Raw genomic sequence first — 17,367 nt, 5'->3', positions numbered from 1 at the left:
GGGCCGCGACACCGGTGTTCGTTGATCGAGATCAACGAAACGGCGCGGCCCGTTGCCGCGACGCAAGAGTTCTTCTTCACTCGATCAGTTCGGCTTCCATCAAGAGCCGGCCGGGTACGGTCAGCCCGAGGGCATTGGCCGCTCTCATGTTGATGACGAGCTCGAACCGGGTGGCGAATTGCACCGGAAGCGCGCGGATGTCGGCGCCGCGCAGAAGGCGATCGACATAACCGGCTCCGTCGCGAAACTGCTGGGTGAGATCGGCGCCGTAGGACATCAGCCCGCCGTTCGCTGCATAGAAGCGCACCGCAAAGATCGCCGGCACCCGGCGCTGTGCGAGCAACGCGATCGTTGCTGCGCTCTGCGTGCCGAAAAATCCGCCGTCGGGCAGCACGACGATGCCGCTCCCCTCGCGTGCCGCCGTCTCGATGGTCGCAGCGATCTCGGCGCCACTTCGGACACTGGCGGCGCCGACTTTCAGGCCCAGACGGGCCTCCATCTGATGCGCGGCACCAAGATAGAACGGCGCATAAGGTGCCGAGTCCGGATTGAACAGAAGCGACGCGTGGGTCATGGCCGGCACCATGTCCTTGAGCAGTCCGAGCCACTTTCCACTCATCGAGTGCTCGTAGAGCGAGAAGCCGGTGAGATTTCCGGTCGGCCGCGCCAGATTGGCGACGAGGCCGGTCCCGACCGGATCGGAGAGCCCCACGAAGACGATGGGAATCCGCTGCGTTGCATCGCGGAGTGCCCGCGTCGTTCCCGTACTGGTCGAAAACAGCACGTCCGGCGCGGCCGCCACGAGCTCGAGGGCCTCCAGTTGCTGCCGCGCCGGATTGGGGCCGGGCCAGCGCACTTCGAGCCGGTAGTTCTGATTGGCGATCCAGCCGAGATCGGCGAGCCCCTGCTGAAAGGCGTCGACACGCATCTGCGCACCGGGATCGCCGGCGACATTGCCGGTCAGCACGCCGACGAACGGCACCCTGTCCTGGGCTGTCGTCACGACCGGAAACGCAGCCACCGCGCCCGCCAGCAACATGAACTCACGGCGTCTCATGGCCACCCGCCAATCCCCCACGCAACTGCGAGAGGAAACGGCCTTGCCGAATCTGAAGTCTTGATCAAGATCAAGATACCGGCGGTCAGCGGATGATCGGCAGCTTGATCGTGAACAGTGCGCCGCCCGATAGCAGGTTGGTGGCGGCGATCGTGCCGTGATGGGCCTCGACGATGGTCCGCGCAATCGCAAGTCCCATGCCCATGCCTTGCGGCTTGGTCGTGAAGAACGGATCGAAGACACTGCCAAGATCGGCGGAATCGATCCCCGGACCGGTATCGGAAATTCTGATCTCGGCCTGATTGCCGGTGCGTGCGGTCGATACAAAGACCTCCCGCTTTTTCACGTCGGCGTCCGAGACCGCATCCATCGCATTGATGATCAGGTTGAGGATGACCTGCTGAAGTTGCACGGGATCGCCCTTGACGTGCAGATCGGCGGAGGCAGGCATATAGGTCAACGCGACACGGCGCCCGTGGGCCAGGGCAGTCACCAGGCCGATCACCTCCCGCACCGTGTCGTTGAGCTCGATATCCCTGACCTCGAACGGCGTCTTCTTCAGGACGCTGCGCAGCCTGCGGATCACCTCGCTTGCCCGCTGATCGTCGCGCCTGATGTCGGCGAGGATCTGCCGGATCTCGTCGAGGTCCGGCGATGCGGCCTTGAGCATGAGCTCGGCCGTCTCGGCGTTGGTCAGGATGGATCCGAGCGGCTGGTTCAATTCGTGCGCAATCGACGTCGTCAGTTCGCCGACGGCCGAATAGCGGTTGACATGGGCAAGCTCTGCAAGCCGCTGGCGCGACTCCACTTCGGCGAGCCGGCGGCGGCGGCGCTCGTGCAGCAACCCGCTGATGAGACCCGCCTGCACCAGGAATACGGATGTGATCAGCAACATCTGCCAGCGATAACGTTCCCAGGCATTCGATTCGCGATACCGGATTTCGCTGCCGGGAGGCAAACGACTCTCGCTGATGCCCCAGCGCTGCAATTCCCGCCAATCATATCTCGGCGGCCCGAAGCTGAGCGGCTCATAATTGATGCTCGCCGGTTTTTCGCCGCCCAGTATGCGGATCGCGGCACTCACGGTCCTCGAACTCGTTTCCGCGACCGAGTGCATCGGGCCGCCGACGGCGCTGCCGCCGAAGAACGGCTCCTGATAGGAAAAGATCGGAGCATTCGCGACGGCATGCAGGCTGCGCAGGGCGATGTCGCTCTCGTGGACGACCCCGGCCGCATCGACCGACATCAGCCCCCAGAACAGCGCGGAGTGCGGCGGCAGATTCGATGCGCGTTTCAATATCTCCTCGAATGACAAGTCCGAAAACCAGACGAGCTCGAGCCGCTCGCCGAAAGGTTTCAGCTCCCGCTTCACCTCCTCCAGCCAGAACTTCTCGAGCGGCGAGGCGCCGATCACGACCGCGACCATCCTGGTGTCCGGCAGGAGCTGAAGGATGTTGCCGAATGCGGCCACGAAATCGTTGCGGATCGCCACGACGACGTCGTTGTCGGTGAGATCGGCGCGGTTGATCAGGCGGTACTCGACCGCGGACAGAATCAACGGCGTGTCGGGGAAAAGTCTCGCGCGGTATCGCTGCACGAACCGGGCGGCCGGAGCGCCGATGCTCAATACGATGTCGGGCTGTGCGCCCTGGTAGAGCGAGTGCAGATACTCGACGAATGGCGCCTCGGGACCGGGATTGTTGAAACGCGCCGTGAGCAGCGCATGCTCCTGGATGTCGAGCGGCCAGGGCGATTGCCGCTCGAGCTCGGACTTGATGTCGCGCGCATACTCGCTCCACGGCCGAAACTCGCGGCCGAAGGAATGCAGCACCAGCACGCGCTTGAGCTCGCCGCGCAGGCTCCGCTCGACGGCGCCCGCTCGTTCAGGCGAAACGCACATGGCAACGAACAGGCCCAGGCACAACAATGCGGCCGGCCAGGGCCCGACCGAGTCAGTGGACGTGCGCCGTCCTCTCATGCTCCATCCTCGCAGCTTTCAACGGCTGCTTTCCGGACAATCCTAGCGCGAAATGCGGAGGACGGACAGCCCGCAAGGCCTCGCCTCAGCAGCCAGCGGCAGCACCATGCCGACCGCAAACAATGCTAAGGCGCCGCGCATCGGTGATAGCGGATCTCCATGTCCTCCATGCCCGGGAACAGCCGAATGAGGCTATTTGCATCCAGCTCCTTCAGGCTGAACTGGACGCTCGAGAGCATCATGTCGGTCGCGCAGGAGGCGATCAGGTTGACGTTCGGTCCGGTGTCCTTCCTGGCCCTGATCCTGCAGCGTGCGAACTTGCCGACGATCTGATCGCCGTCGACGATGAAACCGCCGCCATAGACGTCCGACATGTCGGTGAAGCCGAGCTGCGCCCCCTTCCGCGCGAACACCTTGGTGCAATTGTCGGCATCGCTGACCCACGCACCGTTGAGGTCGAGAGCTTTGGCGCTGCCGCCCAGAAGGATCAGCGAAACCAGAGTCGCACCGAGCACGACGACCTTCCGTGAGCCCATGTCGTCACCCCTTCCTAGCCGTTCAATGACCGCTCAACACGAGCGTCTGGATCGGCAGCAACAGCGCCTGGATCCGCAGCAGAAGCGCATGCACGAGGCCGACGCCGTCGACGACGTGGAGCACGATCTTTCGGCTGGTCGGTGTGTCCTTCGCCGAGATTTCCTCGTGATTGCTGGTGTAGGCATTGACGATGCAGCTACTGCCCGGCGTCACGCCGTCGAGGCCGCCCTTGTAGAGCGGCTCCAGAAATACCAGGATCGTGCCAGGGCGGACGGCGTTCTGCGGATCGATCAACTGCTCGCCGGAGCGGAATTGTCCGGCGGCGATGTAGTCCTGGACGGTCGTGATCACCATGGGGATGATGATCCAGGGCTTTGAGATGCAGGTCGCCTCGGCCACCATGCCCGTCTTCATCACCTGCGCCTCGATCTGACCGAAACCGGCCTGAAGCGCCTTCCGGCCAGCGCCCTCCGGAATGAGGACGCCCGCCGGACGCATCAGCTGGTTGACGACATCGCCGGGCCGGACCAGGAATTGCTCGACCCGCCCGTCGACGCCGGCCCGGACAATGGTCTTGTCGAGGTCGACCTGGGCCTGGTCAAGCGCAGCTTCGGCGCTGGCCTTCTGCGCCGGAAGCAGTACCGATACCTGTAGGCTTGCTGCTTGTTTTGCGGCACTCGCGGCGTCGATGCCGGCCTGGCGCTGATCGACCAGGACCTGAAGCTTCTCGATGTCGCGCTGCGGGACGATGCCGGGATTGCGGCGCTGGAGCTCGGTCTTGACCTCGAGCTCGTCCTTGGCCTGCTGGTAGTTGGCTTTCGCCTCCCCGATCTGCGCTTCCGCCTTGACGACGTCCGCCTGTGCCGTCTGCATGGCGGCATCGACCTCCGCGACCTTTCGCTTGGCGGTCTCTGCCGCAGCCTGCTGTTTCGAGCTGTCGAGCGTGAACAGCACGTCGCCCTTCTTCACGGGGGCGGTGAAGCCGACCTTGACGTCTGCGACACGGCCCGAGCCCTCGGGCAGGATCGGCACGGTGCGGAAATAGAGCGTCGCGGACGACGTGGACGGGTGGAAGTAGAAGATCATGGTGATCAGCGACACCGTCAGCATCAGGCAGGCGGTGATGCCCCAGCGGAGCTCATACCAGATCGAAAAGAACGTGATCTCCTTGCCGAAGCGCTTGCCCTGGACGTATCGCCGGTAAAGGTAATCGGGCAGGATCGTCACCAGGGAGCAAATCATGAGCTCAAGCATGGCTGTGCTCCTTCCTGGCGATATCCGGCCTGTCCGTCGGCGGCGGGGTTGCCGAAGGCGGCTCGGCGCCTTCCCCCGGTGCAGCGTCGGCGATCTTCTCGACGGAATCGGCGATGCTGCGCAGCGGCGTGCCGAAATCCGGGATATCGATCAATGCGAGCAGGAGGCCCGCGACCCAGAAGATGTGCATGTGCGTGAACAGCGAGATCAGGCCGAGCACGGCGACCAACTCGAACTGGAGCTTCTGCGACTTGTGCGCCATCCGCTCCGGCAGGCTGTGCAGCTTCCAATAGAGCGTGCCGACCCAGAGCAGGGTCCCGACCAGGAACACGCCCATCACCAACGTCAGCGTATCGGTCCCGCTTCCCGGCGCGAGATAGAACGGCAGATGATGGGGGCCCATCGGATGAAGCTGGTCGTTCACGTGTCTCTCCCGTCAGGACGCGCCTCGCACAGAGTGCCTGCGGCACAGTGAGCGGGCAGGTCCGAGATTTGGTTGATTTGAATCAAGGGAATGCCCCCCACCGGACCTAGCTTCCGCAAAGATCGAACCGCCTCATCGCCCCTCAGGAGCCGCAGCCATGCCTGGCCTCGACGATCTCATTCCCAATGCCACCCAGATCCGGAAAGAAGCCGCGCTCAAGGAAGCCGAGAAAGCCGAAGAATATGCGCGCCTCGCCGCCAGTGCCGAGGCCGAGAAGCATGCCCTGATCGAACGGTTGAGCAAACCATCGGGAAAGACCGAGGAGGAGAAAATCCAGCTCGCCGCGACGATCATCCAGCGGGCTGTCCGCAACGGACTGACCCAGGTCCAGGTTTATCGCTTCCCCAATACGCTCACCACGGACAAGGGCCGCGCCATCAACCAGCAGGAGAAGGGCTGGGAAAATACGTTGACCGGCATCCCCAAGGAGATCTTCCAGCTCTGGACCGATTATCTGAAGCCCCGCGGCTATCGCATCGCCTACCAGATCATCGATTTTCCAGGCGGCGTGCCCGGCGACATCGGCGTGATCATTTCCTGGGGAGACGATTGACGATGAGCATGGCGAACGAGCGCGCCGCCGAACGGATGAAGCGAAAGGACTATGAGAAGGAGCTGGAGAAGCTCCAGGTCGAGCTCTGCCACCTCCAGGACTTTGTGAGGGAGACCAAGCTCCGCGTCATCGTCCTGTTCGAGGGTCGCGATGCGGCCGGCAAAGGCGGAACGATCAAGGCCATCACGGAGAAGGTCAGCCCACGCGTGTTTCGCGTGGTCGCGCTGCCGGCCCCGTCGGACCGTGAGAAGACGCAGCTCTTCTTCCAGCGCTACATGGAACGGTTTCCCGCAGGCGGTGAGATCGTGATCTTCGACCGGAGCTGGTACAACCGCGCCGGCGTCGAGTACGTGATGGGCTTCTCTCCCCCCGCCGAGCGCGACCGCTTTCTCGCGCTGTGTCCGCAGATGGAGCAATATGTCATCGACGGCGGCATCATCCTGATCAAGATCTGGCTCGAGGTCGGGATGGACGAGCAGGAGCGCCGGTTCAAGGCGCGCATCGACGATCCCGTGCGGCAATGGAAGCTGAGCCCGATGGATCTGGAATCCTATCGGCGTTGGTACGACTATTCAAAGGCCCGCGACGTCATGCTCAAGAAGACGAGCACCAAGCACGCGCCGTGGTACATCATCCGCTCCGACGACAAGCGCCGGGCGCGGCTCAATTGCATCGCGCACTTGTTGAGCGCGATCCCCTACAAGCGCATCAAGAAAAACAAAATCAAGCTGCCGAAGCGCTCGAACAAGGGCCGCTACAACGATCAAGTCGGCCTGAAGGGCATGAACTTCGTGACTGAGCGCTACTGAAATGCGAATGGGCTGCGGCGAGGCAGCCCATCCGATCAGATCCAGCTGCCGGATCTATTTCAGGCGAATCGTGACGCCGCCGACCGCGGCCGACACTTCCGCGCCGACCTTCGGCCCGCTCAGCTGGAGGATCACGCCATTGGCGTTCTGCAACTGAACGGCACCGGCGCCCGCCGCAACCGCGCCGCCCGCTCCGCCAACGGCATACGAGCCTTCGATCGACGCAGGCCCCTTCAAATTGAGCGCACGGCCGACGAACTTCGTGGTTGACGCCCCGACGGTGAGGCCGACGCTCATGCCGGAGACCGTGAAGGGATATTTCTTGCCCCTGAGAAGGAGAACACCCTCGCCGCCTCCGACGCCGACGATGAATCCGCCCTTGGTGAAGACGACGGCGACCTCGCCGGTCTCGGCGCGCGACGGCGTGCTGAAACCGGCAACGGATGCAAGCGAGGCAACCAGAACAGCGCCGATGGCAAATTTCCTCATGATGCTTCTTTCCCCTTCTGTTATTGCGCCAGGATCATCGCGAAGTAGCCGAACACGGTGAGCAGGATGCCCGAATGTGAGCCGGCGCCGGCAACGCCGCCCATCAGCACCGCCGGGTTGATCTTGAAAACGTGGTAGCCGATCGGCGATGCACAATGTGAGTGCGGTGCCGGGTGCTCCATTGATCCAAGTCAACGGTCGCGGGCATTCTCCCGAGCACGTCGCCGCGGCGAAGCGCTTCGCATCGCAACACGCCTTCCCCAGGCTACCGCGCGGCCGTATCGGTGTGGCTGCCGCCGAGAACGCTGTCGAGCGAGCGCAGCCATTGATCGCTGTCGGTCTTCTCCGCCAGCCCCTCGGCGCGGAGATCGCGCAGCTGCGCGTGCGCGCCGACGATGCAGAACGTGACCCGGCGTTCCGCAAGCTCGTCGTGGAGATCATGCAGCATGCGCGCTCCGGCAAGATCGATGTAAGGGGATGCGGAGAGATCGCAGGCCACCAGCCGGACGTCAGCCGACCTCCGGAGCGCGACCAGGACCGTCTCGAGGATCGTCTCGGCGTTGATATAGAGCAGCGAGGCTTCGGGGCGGAACGCGATGATGCCGACCAATGGTTCGATCCCTTCATGCCTTGCACTGTCGGAGTAGCGGCCCGTGCCGGGCAGACGGCCGAGGAAGGCCACGTTCGGCTGCGAGGCCCGCGCCAGCAGCAGGAAGATCGACGCAATCGACGCCAGCAGAACGCCCTGGAGAATCCCGAGCAGCAACACCGCCAACAGTGCGATCGCCGCAGCGTAGAAGTCGATCCGGCTGACCTGCCACATCCGCAGCAGCGCTCGGAAGTCCACCAGCCTGTAGACGGCGGCGAAGACGATGGCTGCGAGCACCGCCTTTGGCAGGTTGGTCAACAGCCCCGTGAAGAACAGCAGGCAGAGCCCGAGCGTCACCGAGCAGATCACCAGAGCCAGCGGCGTCCGGGCGCCGGCGTTGTCGTTGACGGCCGACTGCGACAGGCCGCCGGCGACCGGATAGCCATGACCGAAAGCCGCGGCGAGGTTCGCCGCACCAAGCCCCAGAAATTCCTGCCGGGTGTCGAGGGCGTAACCGTGCTTGGCGGCAAAGCTGCGGGCCGCCGAGACGCCTTCGATATAGGCCAGCAGCACGCATCCGGCGGCGAGCGGGAACAGATCGTCAAATTCCAGGAGGCCGAATGTCGGCAGTCCCAGCCCGGGCAGCCCCTCGGGTATCTGTCCGGTAACGGGCACACCGAGGCCCGGAAGACCAAGAAGCGTCGCCATCACGATTGACACCGCGACGACGGTGATGCCGACCGGCTTGCCTGGAAGGAGCCGCTCGCCAAGCAGGAGACACAGCAGCGCAATCGCACCGATCGCGAGCACCAATATTTCGGTCTGACCCAACTGCCCTGCCAGCTTGATGGCGCGGTCGAAGAAATTGTGGCCGCCGCCGGGGACACCGAGCAGGCTCGGCAACTGACTCATGATGATGGTGAGCCCGGCACCGGCCTTGAAGCCGACCAGAATACTGTCGCTGACGAGGCGGACCAGCACGCTGAGCTTGAATAGCCAGGCGATCAGGCACAGCACCGCCACCGCGAAAGCGGTGAGGCTTGCGATCTGCGCATAGCGCATCGCATCGCCACCCGCGAGTGCACCGATCGTGCTGGCGATCATCAGGGAGATCGCGGAGGTCGGCCCGACCGCCAGTTGCCGCGACGACCCGAGCAGCGCGTAGCCGAGGCCACCGAGCAGGTAGCCGTAGACGCCGACCTGCGGTGGCAGACCTGCCAGCGCCGCATAGGCAAGCGACACCGGAATGGCGTAGGCGGCAAGCGTGATGCCGGCAATGGCATCGGAAGACAGCCACTCGAGCCGGTATGCGGCGAGCCAGCCGGTTGGTGGGAAGAACCGGAGCCGTCCCGGCGCGGACGGCGCGCTCATCGCAGTTCCTGGTGACGGGGGACTTCGCAACGCAGCAACACCACCAGCAGCGCGATGACGGAAATGCCGAGCGCGAGGTTGGGGACACTCTTGGTGGCGAAAGCTCCCACCGCCGCGCCGAGACCAAACACCGCGCATAGGGTGAAGAAAATACCTAATCGGCGCATCGCGCCGGCTGCGAGGTCAAGAGTGCTCATATTGGCGATGCGGATCGTCGCAAATCTGCATGGGTTCATAGGCGGGACCCTGTCGGCGGCGACACTTGATCTGGATCAAGCAATGCCGAGATTTCGAGAGTCAGATCACGGCAACGCACCGGGGGAACACCATGGATACCGTCAGGTGGATCATCTCCGCCGGTCCGGAAGTTTTTCTGCTGCTGGCCGTTGCCATCGGCAGCATCCTCGGGATGCGACGGCCGGTCCGCTCAGCCACCAAGTCTTTCGCGCTGATGTTGCTCGCGTTGATAGCTCTCGCTGCGCCCGCCAGCGCCGAGGACGAGGTTCGCATCCAGCAAGAGATCTGGGTGCTCCCCTCGCCGCTGCCGATGTTCGCCTACCTCGTGCGCCCGGTGGGTGACGGCCCATTTCCCCTCGTGATCATGAACCATGGCGTGTCACTCAATCCCACCGACCGGAGCTTCTTTCCTCTCGTCGAATTCCGCGATGCCGCGAATGGTTCGCAAAGCGTGGATATCTCGTGGTGGCCCCGGTCGGGACCGGCTATGGAGCAGCCGCGATCGACATTCCGGAGCGCGGCATCTACGGGCCGTTTTTTTCCAAGATCGGCAAGTGCACCAATCCCAACTTCCGCGACGCAGGCCTTGCGGTCGCACTGGTCGATCTCTGGATCATCGAATACCTGGCGGCAGAGAAGCGCATCACCCCGAAAGACGTCATCGTGGTCGGACAATCCGCCGGAGGCTGGGCCTCGATCGCGTTGTCGAGCATGAGCCCGTCACAGGTGAAGGCCATCATTGTCTTCGCCGCCGGACGCGGCGGGCGCGTCGGCGGCAGGCCCAACAACAATTGCGCGCCGGACAAGCTGGTTGAGGCCACCGCGGATTTTGGCCGCACCTCACGCGTGCCGATGCTCTGGATCTATATCGATAACGACACGTTCTTCGGACCAGATCTGTCGAAGCGCATGCATGCGGCCTTCACCGCAGCCGGCGGCCGGGCCGAGTACCATTTGATGCCTGCTTTCGGAAGCGAAGGCCACTTCTTCATCGGCTCGCCGGACGCGGTCCCGCTCCGGTCACCGATTGTAACAACGTTCCTCGACGCACAGAAATAACGCCGAAGCCCTGGAGGCACGATCATGCCCCGTCCCCGTGATTGTCTTGCTCCTCTTCTGGCCGCCGCAGTCGCCGGAACCGCAGCATTCGCCGGCCAGACCGAATCGAAGGTCGCCCGAGCCGGAAAGGCGAGCGAAGTTCCAACGCGCGGCCAACGCGAAGCGAAGGACATCGTCTACGGGGACTGGCAAAAACTGTGCTTCAAAGCGGGTGGCGCTCCGAAGCTGTGCCGGACCTCCATCACCGGAAAATTCGCGACGGGCCAGACCGCCGTTCGGATGGATCTGATCGAGCGCGAGGACGCGCCTACGGTACGGCTCCAGTTGTTCGTCCCTGTCGGCATGTATCTGCAACAGCCAGCCAAGCTGACCGTCGACCAGGGGACGCCCCTGCGTGTGCCCTACAATTGGTGCCTTACCAATCTGTGCATCGCGGCCGACGTGGCTCCGCCGAGAATCATCCGAGAGATGGAATCCGGAAAGGCGCTGGCACTCGAGCTGGTCGATTCGAACCTTCTCGCGCTGACGACGTCGGTCCCGCTGGCGCAGTTTGCTTCCGTCTACAAGGGCGCACCCGCCAGGACGCTCGAACAGCATATCGACGAATGACGGCTCTTGCGGCGCTACATGACGCCGGCGCGTTCGACCGAATCGATCAGGGACCGTGCCGTGAAGGGCTTGGTCAGGTAGGCAATGCAACCGGACGCAATCGCAGCGGCGCGACTTGCGGCACTGTCGTTTCCGGTAATGTAGATCACCGGCGCAGTGACGCCCGCTCCTGCCAGTTCCTGTCGCAGGTCGATACCCGACGTCCCGTTTAGATTGATGTCGATGACGAAGCAGAGCACGTTGTCGAAATTGCCGCATGTCAGCAACGCGCTTGACGACTCGAACAGCGCAGTCAGGAAACCGTGCTCGCGCAGCAGCCTGCTCATGCTGGTCCGCATGGACGGATCGTCATCCACAACAAAAACAAGTTCGCGTGCCGGCAAGACAGTCGACCTTCTCGAGACGAACGAAATTGCAACGACGGAAGCTGGGATGGGCAGATGCTGCGTTCCTTGCAGCACTGCAGATACCCATGACGGCATTGCGCACCGCATGGCGCGCGGTGTCAATAACCCTTGTTATTGTACTCTAGGGCAATGACATCGATGAAACCGCCTCGGTTTCGCGCGGCAGCTAATCGTCGCTCGCATCGAGCATTCCAAGCCGTTCCGCGATCGAAACGAGTTCCGCAAGCGAATGGGCCTGCATCTTTTCCATCACCTGATGGCGGTGCGCCTTGACGGTGCGCTCGGTCGTTCCAAGCTGATGCGCGATCTGCTTGTTGATCCTGCCGCGCACGATCAGATCGAAGACCTGGCGCTCGCGCTGCGTCAGTGCTCCCAGGTGGACGCGGAATATGTCCAATCGCCTGCGCTGCGCCTGCGCGGCGCTCTGGCGCGCCAGGGCACGCTCGATCGCGTCGATCAACTGCTCGGAGGATATCGGCTTGGTCAGGAAATCCTCCGCCCCCGCCTTCATCGCCCGCACCGTTGTTGGCGTGTCGGCGTGTCCGGTCAGAAAGACGATGGGCAGCGTCGAACCCGATGCAATCAATCGGGTTTGCAGTTCCGGGCCGCTCAGGCCCGGTATCCGCACATCGAGCAGAATGCACCCAGGCCGCTCGTCGTCTGGCGTGGCATTCAGCAACTCCTGCGCCGACGCATAAGTCTGGACGTCATAGCCGGCGAGCTTCAGCCGGCGGCCGATTGCCGTTCGAAAAGACTCGTCGTCGTCGACCACGTGAATGAGGCCAGGCACGTTTCAACTCTGGCCAGTTGAACAATGGACCATCGGAGTGCTCTCACTTTGCAGGGCTTCGAACAGATCGCAATCCGCAATATCTCCTTTGCCATGAGGCAGGACCCGGCAGCGGCAACGATTCTCAATCAGCGCACTAAACAATCCGCGAGTGTCCTTGCTGTCCCTTGGTACAATGAACCTTGGGACAATGGATTGAAATACCGCCTTGGTCGTAAATCAACCCTCGGTGGGAGGGCGACGGCGCGGCGCGCTCCCAGTCATGAATCGTTCGTCTGACAGACCAATTCGGCGGGTGAGCTGAGGAGTTGGCCTATGTTTGTTCGCATCACAGCGGATTCCGCACTGCGCCCTAATTCCCTCCGTGACCTCGGCCTGACCAGTGAATCAAATGCGCTCGTCAGTTTAAGCGAATTTTCCTATAAGAAGGGCACCGAAATCTACGGCGAGAAAGAGCCCGCCGAATACGTCTATCAGGTCAAATCCGGAGCGGTTCGGAGTTACAAACTGCTGTCGGACGGCCGCCGTCAAATCGGGGCGTTCCACCTCACCGGCGACATCTTCGGTCTGGCCAACGGCGCAGAGCACCGGTTTACAACCGAAGCGATCGTCGATACCACGGTCCGTCTGGTCAGACGGCAAAGCCTCGAAATCGTGGCCGAGAGCGATGCTTTGGTGGCCAAGAACCTGCTCAGCATGACGACCAACAATCTCCAGCACGCCGAAGACCACATGCTGCTTCTCGGCCGCAAGACCTCGCTGGAACGGGTCGCGGCCTTCCTGCTGGAGATGGACAACCGGCTGACGGCCTCGGGCGTCATCGCGCTTCCCATGTCGCGGCGCGATATCGCCGATTATCTCGGCCTGACCCTGGAGACGGTATCCCGAGCTCTCTCGCGATTGCATGACCTCGGTATCCTCGGCTTCGTCGGCAACACCCAGCGCCAGATCATACTGCTCGACCGGAATCAACTGGCAAGCCTGGATCTGCAGCCCTGACTGCGACTGAACTGGCGCATCCGATCGCAACGATTGGGTCGCTACGGCTGCGGCCTGTTTTTGGGCGTCGATGCGTCAGTTAGTCCGAGATGATCGAGGGTCTTGCGCAGGACCTCGAACAGGATCGCCGCGGACCAGCCGAACAACAGGACGCCGTTCATGGCGGTCAACGGTCCGAACAGCCGCCATTGCGGCACCGGCGTGATATCGCCATAGCCAAGCGTGGTGTAGTTGACGAAGGCGAAATAGAGCAGCTCGCTGCCGGAAGCGGCAGCCTGGACGATGTGGTAGGTCCAGGCCCACACCAGAACTTCCAGCGTGTGCGCGACATTCAGCACCGCAACCGCCGCGATCATGACGCCCATCAGGTGAAGCCTCGGTCGTTTCGTATGTCGCAGCCCGGCGCTGCGGGCAATCGAAATAGCCACGACGGTCACAAGCGCATGGATCCCGATATTGACCACGCTGACCAGCATGCCAACCAGAAACTGAATCAGCATTGGATGTGGCCGGTTCTCACTTGCTCTTGCCCTGAGGCCGCTCGAGGCGCGATCTCTGCGCGCGCCTACGCTTGATCCGGCTCCCGGGTGCCTGGGCCGGTGTCGTACGGACACCTTCGACCGAGGCATTCATCTCCACCATGACATCTCTCCTTTGACGGGTGGGCGGTCACGCCGGAAGTCCTCCGAACCAGGCGCCGAAATAGCCGGCATAAAGGGCCGGCAATTCGAGATTCATCGAATGCCCGACGCGGGGCACGACCACGAGCCGGCAAGCCGGCATCGCGTCCGCCATGGCGCGGAGGTCGGCCGGCGGAATCCAGCCGTCCCATTCGCCCCACAACACCAGATGCGGATGCCGCAGCTCCGGCATGCGGCGCTCCAGCTCGCGGCTTTCCTTCTCCAGCGTCAGGTTGACCGGCGTTCCGATCCATATTCCCTCGGAGACGCCAAAGGTCTGCTCGATGATGCGGTCGAACAGAGCCGGGATCTCGCCAAGCCCCTCACGGAAACGCGGAACGGCATTCGGCGCCATGCTCTCCGGCACGAACAGCGAGGATGCCGCAGTCGCCATGATCGTCCGCGTCAGCTCCTTGCTCGCCATCATCGCGCGGAACAGGCCGATCTGATCGGCATTGAAGGCCATGCCGAGCGGCGTCACCGGATCGAGCGCGAACACGCGACCGAAGCGCTGCGGCTGCATCAAGAGCATGCGCGCCGCGATGATGCCGCCGGTCGAGTGCGTGGCGAGATGGCAATAGCCGATGTCGAGCGTATCGAGCGCCGCCAGCATGTCCTCGGCATGCTGCTGCATCGAGTAGTTGGCGTAATCCGCCGCCGGTATCGGCCGGTCGCTGTCGCCGCAACCGCGCCAGTCGATGGCGATGACGCGCAGTCCCGTTGGAAACATGGGCGCAGCGAGCTCGATCCAGTCCTTGCTGGCGAGATTGCCGTGAATGAATACGACGGTGACGTCGCCTCGTCCCCACTCCCGCCAGCCGAGCTGGACCTCACCTGCCAGTACGCGCGCCATGAGCGGCCCTATTTGTTGAGGCCGGCCGTAGGCGCAGCTCCGGCCGGAGTCGGCGCTACCGGCAACGCCGAGACCACTGCTCCCTTGATCATGCGGTCGATGCCCAGCGGCGACGAGGTATCGACGCTACCTTTGGTCACGAAATCCACGACGTCGACCGGGAATTCGACCGGATTGTCCGTGTGGATGAAATGACCGGTCTCCGGATAGATCTTGAGGATCGGCCGGTTGCCGGCGTTGGTCATCCGCGTCATGAACGGCGAGATCACGTCGCGCCCGAGATCCGTCAGTCCGTTGAAGGCAGGCGTCGGGATGAAGGGCTCCTTGTCGCCGAACGCCAGGAAGATCGGCGCCTTGATCTGGGTGACTCTCTCATAGAGGTTCTTCGGATCGTCCTGCTGAACCTCGGCGCCGATGGTGTGAATGTCGTAGATGAAGACGTTGCACCATTGCTCGAGCTCCTTGGGATTGCCCTTGGTCAGCCCGACGCGCTGCTCGGTATGGAAGCGGGCATATTCGCTGTCGTTGAAGAAATATCCGCTTTTGGCGGCCGACACCGCGCCGGTGTCAGCGTCCCGCTTCTTGAAGTAGAAGAAGTCGCGAATGTTCTGCTCCGAACGGCCTTTCTCGGCTGCGAGAATGCCAGTCTGGTCCCACGCAGACTTCCACTTGTCGAAATCGTGCCCGAAGGCGGGGTCAAAAAGCTTCACCTTCTTGTCCTTGGCGATGGTTATCTCCCGCGGATATTCTTCGAGGCCCGACGGCGCCTCGAGCGCGAGCCCCTGCACCGCATCCGGCCAGGTCAGCGCATAGCCTGTCACGAACTGGCCACCGAGCGAATGGCCGAGATAATAGGCTTTCTTGACGCCGAGCTGGTTGACGACGAGGTCATAGATCACCTCGCGCATGTCCTGCATGGTGCGCGCCGGGCTCTTGTCGAGATTGCCCGGTCCGGACATGCCGTAGTGCGGCAGGTCGGGCACGATCACGCGCAGGCCGCTTCGCAGCGCATGTTGCATGACGTTGCCGTAGTGCCCGCCGAATGCGCCCTTGCCGTGGATGATGACGAGGATCTTCGGGTCCTTGTCGGTACCGGCATATTCATCCATGTAGCCGATCTGCCAGGCGTTGCCGCTCTTGTCCTTGGCGTTGGCGAATTTGACCGGATAGGGATAGATCACGAAGTCCTTCCAGAACGACTTTTGCGGATCGATCTTTTCGGCAACGCCGGGCACGCGATAATTCTTGTCGGCGAACTTCTGCGCGCGGTCGAGGCTCGCAACGTCGTCCATGAAGGCGACGAACTTCGGATCGTTCTTGCGCTGGTTGATGATCGGGAACACCCCGTAGTGGGCGACCGGGCTTTCCTGAGCAATCAGATCGGCGCCGGGCACGCGGTCGACCGCCTTCTGGGCCAGCTTGAAGTTGAGCCAGAGGTCGTTGGTGATGTGCATCACCAGCGTGCGCGCCTGGATGCGGCCGAGGTAGGGATTGATGTTGTGGGTCTCGCCGACCCGGTTGCGCCAGACGAGGTCAACCGCGTCATAGAGTTTTGCACGGTTGGTGACGTTCAGGCCCGCCTTCTCGTTCGGCGGATCCCAATAGAAGATTTCGGGTTGCACGGCAGCCCAGTTCTGGCCCGTGCGATAGGCGAAGTCGTAGCCCGTCATGCCGAGGATCGACCATCCGAACGCCACGCCGGGCACCGGATGCTTCTCCTTGGGCAGCTTGTAATAGTCCCCCTTGGTTGCCTGCCAGACCGGATCGCCTTCGATCGCGGCCGTCATCATCTGGAACGTCCAGTTGCCGACGGGGTCGTCGCCGTCCGACTGCGTGGTGCCGCCGATCGGCATCAGGCCGCCGATATATTCGGGGTGCATGACACCCCAGACATAGGTCTGCGTGCCGCCCATGGAGACACCCGTGACCAGCGCGACGCGTGCGACCTTCAGCTCGTCGCGCAGCAGGCGGTAGTTCGCCTGCACCATGTCGTAATAGCTGTACTGCGGAAATTTGACACCGAGACCGTCGGACGGCTTGCTCGCCCCCCAGGTGCCGAGCGGGTCGACCATGATGACGTAGTAGCGGTCGGTGTCGATCGGCCGGCCCGGGCCGATGATGGGAACGCCGCCCGACAGGGCAGCGCCCTTGACCCACTGCTCGTACATATCGGTGGAGTCGCCGGAATAATAGGAATTGATCACGACCGCATTGGTGATCTCGCCGCTCGCATTGCGCCGGGCGTTACCGATCGCGATGTAGCCGGTGCGCAGCTTGCCGCCGCCGAGCGATTCCAGCGTCACCCCGCCCTCGCCGCCATTCTCCCATTTGGACGGATTGGCCAGATCGTACTTCCCGCCGAGGCGGAAGTTCGCGATCTCGTAGGTCTTCTTGAGTCCGTCATGCTGCATCTGCGACGAACGGCGCGTATACGGCTGCGCGACCGCAAGCGCGGTGCCAACCAGCAACAAGATCAGGCTGACAAAGCAACGCTTGAAAGCGTGATTCCCGGTCATGACGGACTCCCTCCTGGCGGTGTTTTGCGCGAAAGCTAGGCGGCGCATCGTGGCGATGTTTGATTTAGCTCAATGGAATCTTGCACCCCGCGTTGA

At 62.9% G+C, this 17,367-nt stretch carries 18 protein-coding genes and 1 pseudogene; 5 read left to right on the top strand and 14 right to left on the bottom strand.

The window, feature by feature from the left end; genetic code table 11:
- Positions 1-76 precede the first annotated feature (76 nt).
- The 5 genes from GPL20_RS19120 to GPL20_RS19100 form a co-directional block, all read right to left on the bottom strand.
- A complete protein-coding gene (locus GPL20_RS19120; protein ID WP_157331051.1) occupies positions 77-1,057 on the bottom strand; it encodes an ABC transporter substrate-binding protein in 981 nt (326 codons plus the stop codon).
- 85 nt (positions 1,058-1,142) lie between these two features.
- A complete protein-coding gene (locus GPL20_RS19115; protein ID WP_157331050.1) occupies positions 1,143-3,035 on the bottom strand; it encodes a sensor histidine kinase in 1,893 nt (630 codons plus the stop codon).
- Between the two features lie 125 nt (positions 3,036-3,160).
- A complete protein-coding gene (locus GPL20_RS19110) occupies positions 3,161-3,571 on the bottom strand; it encodes a hypothetical protein (protein WP_157331049.1) in 411 nt (136 codons plus the stop codon).
- A 22-nt stretch (positions 3,572-3,593) separates the two neighbouring features.
- On the bottom strand, positions 3,594-4,826 hold the full coding sequence (locus GPL20_RS19105) for an HlyD family secretion protein (RefSeq protein ID WP_157331048.1): 1,233 nt from the start codon (positions 4,824-4,826) through the stop codon (positions 3,594-3,596).
- Entirely contained in the window at positions 4,819-5,229 is a 411-nt protein-coding gene (locus tag GPL20_RS19100; protein WP_157331136.1) for a hypothetical protein, read from the bottom strand. Before GPL20_RS19100 ends, GPL20_RS19105 begins: the two co-directional genes overlap by 8 nt.
- A gap of 178 nt (positions 5,230-5,407) precedes the next feature.
- Here GPL20_RS19100 and GPL20_RS19095 point away from each other — a divergent pair, with 178 nt between their 5' ends.
- Positions 5,408-5,863 carry a hypothetical protein gene (locus GPL20_RS19095; protein WP_157331047.1) on the top strand — a complete coding sequence of 152 codons (456 nt, stop codon included), beginning with the start codon at positions 5,408-5,410 and terminating at the stop codon, positions 5,861-5,863.
- An 8-nt stretch (positions 5,864-5,871) separates the two neighbouring features.
- The gene (gene ppk2 / locus GPL20_RS19090; RefSeq protein WP_157331135.1) at positions 5,872-6,672 is read left to right on the top strand and encodes a polyphosphate kinase 2; all 801 of its coding nucleotides are present in this window, start codon (positions 5,872-5,874) and stop codon (positions 6,670-6,672) included.
- A 54-nt stretch (positions 6,673-6,726) separates the two neighbouring features.
- On the opposite strand, the gene GPL20_RS19085 is transcribed toward ppk2, so the two are convergent.
- The 4 genes from GPL20_RS19085 to GPL20_RS19070 form a co-directional block, all read right to left on the bottom strand.
- Positions 6,727-7,161 (bottom strand): hypothetical protein, encoded by a 435-nt coding sequence (locus tag GPL20_RS19085; protein ID WP_157331046.1) that lies wholly within the window; start codon positions 7,159-7,161, stop codon positions 6,727-6,729.
- A gap of 20 nt (positions 7,162-7,181) precedes the next feature.
- Positions 7,182-7,343: a hypothetical protein gene (locus GPL20_RS19080; protein ID WP_157331045.1), complete on the bottom strand. Its 162-nt coding sequence runs from the start codon at positions 7,341-7,343 to the stop codon at positions 7,182-7,184.
- A gap of 83 nt (positions 7,344-7,426) precedes the next feature.
- Positions 7,427-9,121, bottom strand: a complete 1,695-nt coding sequence (locus GPL20_RS19075; protein WP_157331044.1) for a SulP family inorganic anion transporter — start codon at positions 9,119-9,121, stop codon at positions 7,427-7,429.
- Complete coding sequence (locus tag GPL20_RS19070) at positions 9,118-9,357, bottom strand: YoaK family protein (RefSeq protein WP_347340038.1); 240 nt, start codon at positions 9,355-9,357, stop codon at positions 9,118-9,120. The genes GPL20_RS19075 and GPL20_RS19070 overlap by 4 nt, the downstream gene beginning before the upstream one ends.
- A gap of 215 nt (positions 9,358-9,572) precedes the next feature.
- Here GPL20_RS19070 and GPL20_RS19065 point away from each other — a divergent pair.
- Positions 9,573-10,417 (top strand): annotated as a pseudogene (locus tag GPL20_RS19065) (alpha/beta hydrolase family protein).
- A gap of 24 nt (positions 10,418-10,441) precedes the next feature.
- Positions 10,442-11,026 (top strand): invasion associated locus B family protein, encoded by a 585-nt coding sequence (locus GPL20_RS19060; RefSeq protein ID WP_157331043.1) that lies wholly within the window; start codon positions 10,442-10,444, stop codon positions 11,024-11,026.
- Between the two features lie 14 nt (positions 11,027-11,040).
- Here GPL20_RS19060 and GPL20_RS19055 read toward each other — a convergent pair whose 3' ends face one another.
- A complete protein-coding gene (locus GPL20_RS19055; RefSeq protein ID WP_246250708.1) occupies positions 11,041-11,409 on the bottom strand; it encodes a response regulator transcription factor in 369 nt (122 codons plus the stop codon).
- A gap of 190 nt (positions 11,410-11,599) precedes the next feature.
- Positions 11,600-12,223, bottom strand: coding sequence for a response regulator transcription factor (locus GPL20_RS19050; RefSeq protein ID WP_254125315.1), 624 nt, complete (start codon positions 12,221-12,223; stop codon positions 11,600-11,602).
- A 315-nt stretch (positions 12,224-12,538) separates the two neighbouring features.
- On the opposite strand from GPL20_RS19050, the gene GPL20_RS19045 reads away from it, so the two are divergent.
- Entirely contained in the window at positions 12,539-13,222 is a 684-nt protein-coding gene (locus GPL20_RS19045) for a helix-turn-helix domain-containing protein (RefSeq protein ID WP_157331041.1), read from the top strand.
- 41 nt (positions 13,223-13,263) lie between these two features.
- Here the strand turns inward: GPL20_RS19045 and GPL20_RS19040 are convergent, their stop codons facing one another.
- The 3 genes from GPL20_RS19040 to GPL20_RS19030 form a co-directional block, all read right to left on the bottom strand.
- Positions 13,264-13,722, bottom strand: coding sequence for a potassium channel family protein (locus tag GPL20_RS19040; RefSeq protein WP_157331040.1), 459 nt, complete (start codon positions 13,720-13,722; stop codon positions 13,264-13,266).
- 169 nt (positions 13,723-13,891) lie between these two features.
- Positions 13,892-14,755, bottom strand: a complete 864-nt coding sequence (locus GPL20_RS19035; protein ID WP_157331039.1) for an alpha/beta fold hydrolase — start codon at positions 14,753-14,755, stop codon at positions 13,892-13,894.
- A gap of 8 nt (positions 14,756-14,763) precedes the next feature.
- On the bottom strand, positions 14,764-17,271 hold the full coding sequence (locus tag GPL20_RS19030; protein WP_157331038.1) for an alpha/beta hydrolase: 2,508 nt from the start codon (positions 17,269-17,271) through the stop codon (positions 14,764-14,766).
- Positions 17,272-17,367 lie beyond the last annotated feature (96 nt).

The organism is Bradyrhizobium cajani (assembly GCF_009759665.1).
Taxonomy (GTDB): domain Bacteria; phylum Pseudomonadota; class Alphaproteobacteria; order Rhizobiales; family Xanthobacteraceae; genus Bradyrhizobium; species Bradyrhizobium cajani.
Note: the sequence above shows the minus strand (reverse complement) of the source record. Positions and strands in the feature narration are given on the sequence as shown.

Bases quoted from the DNA above. Each gene is read 5' to 3' on its own strand.
- GPL20_RS19120 (WP_157331051.1), bottom strand. From the start codon at position 1,057: ATGAGACGCCGTGAGTTCATGTTGCTGGCGGGCGCGGTGGCTGCGTTT.
- GPL20_RS19115 (WP_157331050.1), bottom strand. From the start codon at position 3,035: ATGAGAGGACGGCGCACGTCCACTGACTCGGTCGGGCCCTGGCCGGCC.
- GPL20_RS19110 (WP_157331049.1), bottom strand. From the start codon at position 3,571: ATGGGCTCACGGAAGGTCGTCGTGCTCGGTGCGACTCTGGTTTCGCTG.
- GPL20_RS19105 (WP_157331048.1), bottom strand. From the start codon at position 4,826: ATGCTTGAGCTCATGATTTGCTCCCTGGTGACGATCCTGCCCGATTAC.
- GPL20_RS19100 (WP_157331136.1), bottom strand. From the start codon at position 5,229: ATGGGCCCCCATCATCTGCCGTTCTATCTCGCGCCGGGAAGCGGGACC.
- GPL20_RS19095 (WP_157331047.1), top strand. From the start codon at position 5,408: ATGCCTGGCCTCGACGATCTCATTCCCAATGCCACCCAGATCCGGAAA.
- ppk2 (WP_157331135.1), top strand. From the start codon at position 5,872: ATGGCGAACGAGCGCGCCGCCGAACGGATGAAGCGAAAGGACTATGAG.
- GPL20_RS19085 (WP_157331046.1), bottom strand. From the start codon at position 7,161: ATGAGGAAATTTGCCATCGGCGCTGTTCTGGTTGCCTCGCTTGCATCC.
- GPL20_RS19080 (WP_157331045.1), bottom strand. From the start codon at position 7,343: ATGGAGCACCCGGCACCGCACTCACATTGTGCATCGCCGATCGGCTAC.
- GPL20_RS19075 (WP_157331044.1), bottom strand. From the start codon at position 9,121: ATGAGCGCGCCGTCCGCGCCGGGACGGCTCCGGTTCTTCCCACCAACC.
- GPL20_RS19070 (WP_347340038.1), bottom strand. From the start codon at position 9,357: ATGAACCCATGCAGATTTGCGACGATCCGCATCGCCAATATGAGCACT.
- GPL20_RS19060 (WP_157331043.1), top strand. From the start codon at position 10,442: ATGCCCCGTCCCCGTGATTGTCTTGCTCCTCTTCTGGCCGCCGCAGTC.
- GPL20_RS19045 (WP_157331041.1), top strand. From the start codon at position 12,539: ATGTTTGTTCGCATCACAGCGGATTCCGCACTGCGCCCTAATTCCCTC.
- GPL20_RS19040 (WP_157331040.1), bottom strand. From the start codon at position 13,722: ATGCTGATTCAGTTTCTGGTTGGCATGCTGGTCAGCGTGGTCAATATC.
- GPL20_RS19035 (WP_157331039.1), bottom strand. From the start codon at position 14,755: ATGGCGCGCGTACTGGCAGGTGAGGTCCAGCTCGGCTGGCGGGAGTGG.
- GPL20_RS19030 (WP_157331038.1), bottom strand. From the start codon at position 17,271: ATGACCGGGAATCACGCTTTCAAGCGTTGCTTTGTCAGCCTGATCTTG.